The following is a 7,423-nucleotide window of genomic DNA, read 5'->3' as shown; positions in this document are numbered from 1 at the left end:
AAATACTATTCCTTTTTTTCTGCTCCGTGAACGCTTGGAGGAGGGCTTCTTCGGGCTTTTCTTCGCCTTTGATAACTATGCCCATTTTTTCCAGAGTTTCCTTATCCATGACATTTTTTTCCTTTCCTGCTTCGGGGGTTTGGCAGTCAACCTGCGTCTCGGTGAAGTACCACGCCGGTTCTCGACTCTCGCCAAAATTAGAAAGCGGCTGCATCCCGTCGAAATACGGCGTGTTTGTCACCGCCGCTCCGTACACGCGCACGGGGACGGGCGAACCGCTTTTCTTATCCTTGCCGTTAAAAATCAGTTCTGGTGAGATATACTTGTATTCTCCGTCGCGAACCATCTCCGCGCATTTCTTTGTGAACTTAACGAGGCCGAATAGACCTTTGCCGGCCTTATGCGTCAGACGTTTTATCCATCCACTCGCAGCTCCGCGCTGGTGCTCGTAGTTCATCTGCACTTCCGCGCCGACGGTCGAGAAGTAATCTGCAGCCTGCTTGCAATGGTCCTCGGTGATTTCGATATCGCCATACGTCGGGTGCTTCCACTTGCCGACGGGGGCGATTTGAATTTCGACTTCGCGGTCGTCGTTGACCTCGGCGCATTCGACGGCTCCGTGTAAACTATACTGCATCGCTCTCCTCCGTATAATCATATCCCATACGAATAGCGGTATCTAAAAATGAATTGATTGTTTTTATATCTGATATATTCGTTATAAAAGCATCTTCCTCTTTTATTCCGTTAATATATTTTGTATTTTGCAATATATTTTTTATTGCTTCTTCTCCTTTAATAATTTTCAACGACTCATCAATAGTTCCAATTTCTTTATTGTCTTTTGTAATAATATAAATCATTTGAAGACAACCTCCTTCATAAACGCATACATCTTAGGTGCTTTTTTCTTTAACATTTTAGGATTGTTGCGATATGCTGCAAATGATTCCGCAAAATTCTCGTCCCATGAAATGCGCGCGTATTCGGTAACACCCTCGCCTGTTATTCTATGAATGTCCGCAACATCCCATCCATTCTTGCCCCGTAGTTTTTCCGGAGCGGTGAATGTAATATGGTGCCCGTATTCATGATCTAGCGCCCACGCTGCCTCTTGTTCGTTATAATTTTTTTTATTAAGTTGAATTCTTGCTTTTTTATCTTTATTAAATGTACCTGATGTATATGTTCCAGCCCTATCAGATTTCAATCTGGCATACGTATCAATTTCGATTTCTTGTTTATCCACAGCCGAGCGAATATCATCGTTAAGTTCCGCTCGAATATTTCCTAATTGTTTATCCGTTGTTTTTATTGTTTCTGTTCTTCGGTATACATCGTATTCTTTGTCCTTTGCGCCTTTTGCATAAGATATTTTAGCCGTGCTTCCCCCGATACTTCTACCCGCCGCCCACATTCCGTGGTCGTCGCGTGGCTGGTCTGGGTCATAAAATGTATCTGATTCCTCCAATGGTATGTTAATGCACCGGCAAGCGTCGTGGCCGAGACAGTGCCGATTCTCGCCGCCGGTAAGATAGTCCGGGTCGCCCGCGCGGTGGACCTGCCCGTCGCGCACCATGCACTCGTAGCAGGCGTCGCGGTCCATTACAGCAGCGTAAACCTCGAGCGGGGCGTTCATCTTGCGAGCAGCCGCTTGCCGGCCGTCGCCGTAAGCCACGTTGACGACCTCTCTAATCGAACGCTGTAAATTGGCTTCTGATAATCCATATATCTGCTGCGTCAGGTACTCCGTGCGCTTGGCGCCCGTCAGCCCCGTCCGCTTGGCCTGCATCAGCGCAATCTCCGCGCTATCTTGAATTTTCCGAACGCCTATCATCAATTTCGCTTTAAGTTCCTTGCGGGTGCGCGGCTCCCACTCGATAAACTCCGCGACTGGCGCGCCATAATCCTTCTGCCCCGCCCCATACGCCTCGGTCGTCTCAGCGGACATGCCCTCGACGGCCTTGTCTACGCGCGCGGGGCGCACGCTCTGGGGCGCGTTGCCCTCGGAGATAGCCGTAACGAGCGTCTCCATGTAATTTGTATAAAACTGGGTGGCTTTTTTGCCGATACGGTCACGCAGTCCGGACAGCCGTGCGTCTATGCTCGCCACCCGTGCCGTGGCTTGGCTAACTGCGGTGTTTTCGTCCTCATACTTCCCACACAGCCCGCGCAGCACGTTCGCGCGTTTAGCCGGGTCCATGTTGCCGAAATATGAGGATATTGCAACCGGGGACATGGGCGGGTCGTCGGTGAACTTGGCGGGTGCGCTTGTAACTCCGCTCGCACCCGGAGCAACGGGCGGTGCCAGCCGCTGCTCGCGTGCCGCGTCCCGCTCTTCTTCTGCCGCTTTCAGGTCGTCCTCATCCATCTCCGGGAGGTCCATCAACGCCCGCGTGTAAACTTGTATCTTCGGGTCTTTCGCGTCAATCGCGCCCGCGTCAACGAAGTTCTTAAATGCTCTCGATAGCCCCTCAACATCTTTTTCCGCTATGCCGCGTACGACGAGCGTAGGATAATCCTCCTCGTTCGGGAAATTGAACGAGCATAGGCGTTTTATCTCGCGGTTAAATACCTCCGCGATATAGTCCCCCATCGCTTGCGCGGACCGGAGGAAAAACGCCGACATGTCCTCGCCAAGCGACCGGCTGCCCGTCTGCGTCGTGCCGAGGTTCAGGAATTGCAGCAGGGCGGCTTTCGCCATATCCTCTTCGTAATGTTTTATCACGGCTATCAAGTCGGTCTGGCCTTGTGTGCCTCCTTGCAGTAAATCAACTGTCATCCCGGCGGTGCCGATAAAATACTGGTGCTCGCCCGCGCGGAACTTTTTCATTATCGTTTCGAGTTTGTCCGCGTCCGCGTCGCTCATGCCGGTCGGTATCGTTACGACTGGTATCCCCGCGCCGATGCGTTCGCAGTACATGGCGAGATACTTCTCGACGGCTTCCTTCATGCTCCATATTTTCCAGAGCACGCGGTATAGTCCCTTGCCCGCGTAACTGCGGCCGCGTTGGTTCGCAGTAAATAACATTAATTTATCCGCTGGAATATTTACCGTTTTATATGCGCCCGTGCCGAGGTCTTCAGCCATTTGCTCGATATCCCGGAGCGTGTCCCCGTCGAAGTTCCACTTTTCGATTGTACGCTGATGCCGATAGCCGATGTCCTGCCATACCGTCTTCCCCTCTTCGACGGCATACGTAACCTCGAACATAGCAAAGCCCCAGAAGTAATATTCAAGCGCCTGTTCGAGCCAGTTCTCGAAGCGCCGGTCATCAAATAACTGCGACTCGACCCATTCTTTTATTTCTTTCGAGTCCCCTTCCAACTCAAACTCCGCTCTTCTTACTGGCAGCGTAATCCCCTGCTTGATTTGATAAATGGTCTGGTCGTTATCCATCCGCTCGAAATGCGTCCATATCGTCGGATGCTGCATCTTCGTATTATAATCTTCGGTGAATATCCCGCCGTTATTCTCGGTGCCGGTTCTTCCTATTATCACCCGCGGCGACGTTGCGGCCGATGTTACCATTACCACGCCTCCCTATATATCCTGGCCGCTTCCGCACCCCCGCCCGTACGCGGCTGGCTGCCTTGCGCCCCGCCGAATTGCACGTACGCCTCGCGCGCGAACCACCACGCCATCACCGCGTCGGTCTCGGTGCCGAGCGGGTATGAGCGCACTTGCGCGACGAATTTGCACGTCCCACACTGGCAGTCGGGGTCGTGCTGTTTCTCGTACGGTACAACCCATAAGCCCTGTTCGAGTTCGATGTCTAGCGACGGCAGCCCGACGCACGGGTCGAGTTTCTGTAACCCCGTGCGGAATGGGATAACGGGCAGCCCAGGGCGGGCTGCCCGCATCCAGTCAAGCAGTGCTGTCTGATATCCGTTGTCTTCAACGGCAATAAGGCGCGGGTGATACAGGCGGTCAACGTCTGCAATCTCTCCGGCCGTCTCTACGCTAGACAGTTGCTTAATGCGCACGTCAATAATCCAACGCTCTTTTCCTATGAGCGCGAAAGTTATAATCGCGGTCCCGGCGCGCTTAGGTCCGGCAAGGTCAACGCCGGTAAATTTGGGGTGTTCTGGCATGAGAGGCGAGCGACATATACGAATAGCCCGGTCGAAGTGCTTAAACATTAACGCTTCGTCTGATATGGCGATATTACGGAATCCACGCGCGAAGGCCAATTCACCGATTTCAACTGCGCGGTTGCGCAGCCGTTCGGTAGTCCACCGCTCCCAGAGAGGGATGGTGTCAACTACGGGGATGTCGAGGATGGATTTCATTTCTCACGTATCACGGTTACAGAAAAAGGACTAAGCCAGCAAGACAGCCGGAATAGAAGCAGTGCCAATCTATGGCGTAAATAAACGATACGCGGATACTTAATTCGCATTTCCACTTTAATTTCTTTCGCGCTCATATACCTAACCACTCCTTGCCATCCTGCGCTGCCTGCGCCGCTCGTTCTTCCCCTGATGCGTCATAATATCCACTGGCTTATCATCTACCCACTTGATTAGCCGGTTCGGATTATCTAAGTGTTTAAGTCCCTTGTATAAGCAGTTCCCGTATATTTGCGCATCGAGGTCCATAAGCAGTTGCGTCGCCTCGGCCTGGTGCGCCTCGACCCAACAGGTCGGGAAGTAGTGCTCGGCCTGGCCCGTCACGTCGAACGCCGGGCCGACTTCCGGCTGCATCCGCGTGGCCGCCTCGTGCGGGTCGTGCGCGGACTTTAAACATTCGAGGAATCCGGCCATCGCGGGCTTGTGCCGCGCGACTTCCGCGGCGGTTATGCCGTCCGGCACCGATATCGAGCAGAGCGCGAGGTCTATCGTGTACTTGCGCCCTGCGTCGTCGGCCCACCAACGCGCAGCGGGCACGTTGCCTATCGGTTCGTATATCTGCATTCGATTCCGTCCATAGATTTATTAACTGACATAACTAGAAAACTGAAACGCTTGTTAGAAAGCAACTCCATACTCAGGTCGTCTTCATGCCACACGGTTCCAATATAAGTAACCATGCCGGTCGGCTCCAAACGCGATAGCCATGTATTGCGGAAACTCTCTTTCACTTGCGGCCGCAACGCTGGTTGCTGTATCGCATTTTTAAGGTCCACCGGGTCGTCAAAGACAAGTTTGTCCACGCGTGCGCCCATCTCCGAACTTAATATCCCTCTGCCTTCCACGCTAGGGTCTTTGCTTATCGCGTCGCGCTCGACAAAGATTTTATGATTCGTCCAGCCAAGTTCTTTGTTCGGGTGTAGCGCGAATGGCAATTTTCCTCCCTCGATGTGCTGTTTTAAAACCGAAACGCGCGCGCTTGCGATATCATCCGTGCCGCTGATTATTTTTATTCGCATATTTGGATTTCTACCCAAGTCGAAAAGTGTACGCCCGATAACCACCTGCACCGTCTTCCCATGACCCCATGGGCCTAATATTCCGGCCCATATCCCGCGCTTCTCGCAGTCGTTTATATGCTCATGCCATACTCGATGCATATCTGCCTGCTTTATCGGCGTCCCGGTCTCATCAGTAAACACTTTTTCAATGAACGAATTTACGTCGTGCGCTGCGGGGTCTTGCCGAGCGGCGGCGATGCTGCGCAACTCACTCGCTAGATTTATCGGTACTGGTTTTTTCGATTTCATCTGCAATCTTTTGAACGAGTGCGGGGTCTTTAATCGCTTTTGTAATCGCAGATAATATATCTTGCTTAAACTTGTTGACTTCAAGCGTTACGGTCGAATTGATGTCGACGGTTTCGCGCCATTGCGCTTGGGTTTTAAGGTAGAAGATTGCCGCTGTAATTGATTGCGGCGTGGCGAGAGGTTCTTGGCCTTTGGCGACACGCTCCATACGCGCAGCGATATCGTTCATGCTATCGTGCCGTGCTTTTTTATATTGCGCCACAATATCGGGGTCTGTAATCCATCTTTGGAGTGTACGTTGTGGAATCATAAGGCGATATGAGATTTGTTCTAATGTCAAGCCCGCTCTCGCGGACTCGATGAGTATTTTAAAGTTTTCTTCTGAAAGTTTTTTCTTCATCGCTACGTATATTATAACGCGCGATGAGAAATATTATAAAAACGCCCCAAAAATTATATTAGAAGTTTTTTCTATGTCTATTGCGAGAAAAAAAATAAAATATATTTTCGATTTTACTTTACACGGGCTAAAATAACGTGGATTGGCCTTGCTTGAACTCTTGAATTGTTACGCCTTTTTCTACCGTCGCTATTCGCTTATTTGCAATTTTGATATACGCGGGGTTGAGTTCAATTCCAATCCATTGCCTGTTTTCCTGCGCCGCAACCATCGCGGTAGTCCCCGCGCCCATGAACGGGTCAAGAACAACGCCATCCTTCGGGCAACCCGCTTGTATGCAGGGGCGTATCAGTTCGGGCGGGAACGTGGCGAAATGTGCTTCGGAGCAAGGGGCGGTTGCAACCGTCCAGACGGAGCGGCGATTGCGTAGCCCATTTGTTTCGGGTTCGCCTACTCCATCCGCTCGTTTAATATGCATTGTATGCGTTGTTAATCCTTTGTTTTGTAAATTCTTAACTGAATTGTTGGCAATTTTTGTTTGTTGTAAATAAGCAAGACCTGTTCTAATTCCTTTTGTTGCCATATCGGGACGATAACTTTCCATCGGCTCCTTTGTTGCGTCTTGGTCATAATAATACTTCTCCGCTTTCGCTAATAGAAAAATATACTCATGCGCTTTCGTGCAACGGTCTGTAACCGATTCCGGCATGGGATTCGGTTTGTGCCAGATAATATCCTGCCGCAACCACCAGCCATCGGCTTGGAGCGCGAATGCTACACGCCACGGGATACCCACAAGGTCTTTGGGTTTGAGACCCCGCGCAACAATGCTTCGTGGCATATCAACCGTCCCACGATTGCTGTCTTGTTTTTCGCTATATCCACTACCGCGCCCACCGCCCGTATACGAATCGCCCAAATTTAACCACGCCGTTCCGTCCGGTTTTAAAACCCGCCGAACTTCTCTGAATATCTCTACCATTTTGTCAACATATTCTTCCGGCGTTTTTTCAAGACCGAGTTGTTGGTCTATGCGTATCGCCCCGCATTTTCCGCAAATATCAAGATAATGCGCTTCTTGTTCATGATTATCGTTTGTTGGCCGACCCTTTAGTGTTGATGAATTAGTGCTGCCCTCGCCCCAAGTTGGCCTACCTTGACTTAATTTTTTATGGTCACAATTCGCGTCGCCCCCTCGCCATTGCGCGGTTCCATAATCACGCAAGCCCCAATATGGCGGACTCGTTACAACACAGTCGACAAACTCGGACGGCATGGTTTTTAATACCGTCAGGCAATCGCCCTGTATAATATTATTCATGCACTGCCTTCCTGATTATATGCCGCGAAATAACGTGAG

The 7,423-nt window shown here is 51.0% G+C and carries 8 protein-coding genes; all 8 read right to left on the bottom strand.

All coding sequences use genetic code 11. The features are described 5' to 3' along the window. Nucleotides 1-637: phage protease (locus tag PHW53_05190; protein MDD4995826.1), on the bottom strand; the 637-nt coding region annotated here is incomplete at its 3' end. Next, nucleotides 627-863 (bottom strand): hypothetical protein, encoded by a 237-nt coding sequence (locus tag PHW53_05185; protein MDD4995825.1) that lies wholly within the window; start codon nt 861-863, stop codon nt 627-629. The genes PHW53_05185 and PHW53_05190, both read right to left, overlap by 11 nt. After that, on the bottom strand, nt 860-3,532 hold the full coding sequence (locus PHW53_05180) for a DUF935 family protein (GenBank protein ID MDD4995824.1): 2,673 nt from the start codon (nt 3,530-3,532) through the stop codon (nt 860-862). The genes PHW53_05185 and PHW53_05180 overlap by 4 nt, the downstream gene beginning before the upstream one ends. Further along, nucleotides 3,532-4,095 carry a hypothetical protein gene (locus tag PHW53_05175; protein ID MDD4995823.1) on the bottom strand — a complete coding sequence of 188 codons (564 nt, stop codon included), beginning with the start codon at nt 4,093-4,095 and terminating at the stop codon, nt 3,532-3,534. The genes PHW53_05180 and PHW53_05175 overlap by 1 nt, the downstream gene beginning before the upstream one ends. 339 nt (nt 4,096-4,434) lie before the next feature. Continuing rightward, complete coding sequence (locus PHW53_05170; GenBank protein ID MDD4995822.1) at nt 4,435-4,917, bottom strand: hypothetical protein; 483 nt, start codon at nt 4,915-4,917, stop codon at nt 4,435-4,437. Continuing rightward, the gene (locus PHW53_05165; GenBank protein ID MDD4995821.1) at nt 4,896-5,372 is read right to left on the bottom strand and encodes a hypothetical protein; all 477 of its coding nucleotides are present in this window, start codon (nt 5,370-5,372) and stop codon (nt 4,896-4,898) included. Before PHW53_05165 ends, PHW53_05170 begins: the two co-directional genes overlap by 22 nt. 250 nt (nt 5,373-5,622) lie before the next feature. Beyond that, nucleotides 5,623-6,063 carry a hypothetical protein gene (locus tag PHW53_05160; GenBank protein MDD4995820.1) on the bottom strand — a complete coding sequence of 147 codons (441 nt, stop codon included), beginning with the start codon at nt 6,061-6,063 and terminating at the stop codon, nt 5,623-5,625. A gap of 127 nt (nt 6,064-6,190) precedes the next feature. After that, nucleotides 6,191-7,384: a site-specific DNA-methyltransferase gene (locus PHW53_05155; GenBank protein MDD4995819.1), complete on the bottom strand. Its 1,194-nt coding sequence runs from the start codon at nt 7,382-7,384 to the stop codon at nt 6,191-6,193. Nucleotides 7,385-7,423 lie beyond the last annotated feature (39 nt).

This window comes from Patescibacteria group bacterium, assembly GCA_028710985.1.
Lineage (GTDB): Bacteria > Patescibacteriota > Patescibacteriia > JAHJFT01 > JAHJFT01 > JAQTTB01.
This window is presented reverse-complemented; position numbering and strand designations above follow the sequence as displayed.

Coding starts and splice junctions, on each gene's coding strand:
- PHW53_05160 (MDD4995820.1), bottom strand. CDS start 6,063: ATGAAGAAAAAACTTTCAGAAGAAAACTTTAAAATACTCATCGAGTCC.
- PHW53_05175 (MDD4995823.1), bottom strand. CDS start 4,095: ATGCCAGAACACCCCAAATTTACCGGCGTTGACCTTGCCGGACCTAAG.
- PHW53_05180 (MDD4995824.1), bottom strand. CDS start 3,532: ATGGTAACATCGGCCGCAACGTCGCCGCGGGTGATAATAGGAAGAACC.
- PHW53_05165 (MDD4995821.1), bottom strand. CDS start 5,372: ATGCGAATAAAAATAATCAGCGGCACGGATGATATCGCAAGCGCGCGC.
- PHW53_05170 (MDD4995822.1), bottom strand. CDS start 4,917: ATGCAGATATACGAACCGATAGGCAACGTGCCCGCTGCGCGTTGGTGG.
- PHW53_05185 (MDD4995825.1), bottom strand. CDS start 863: ATGATTTATATTATTACAAAAGACAATAAAGAAATTGGAACTATTGAT.
- PHW53_05155 (MDD4995819.1), bottom strand. CDS start 7,384: ATGAATAATATTATACAGGGCGATTGCCTGACGGTATTAAAAACCATG.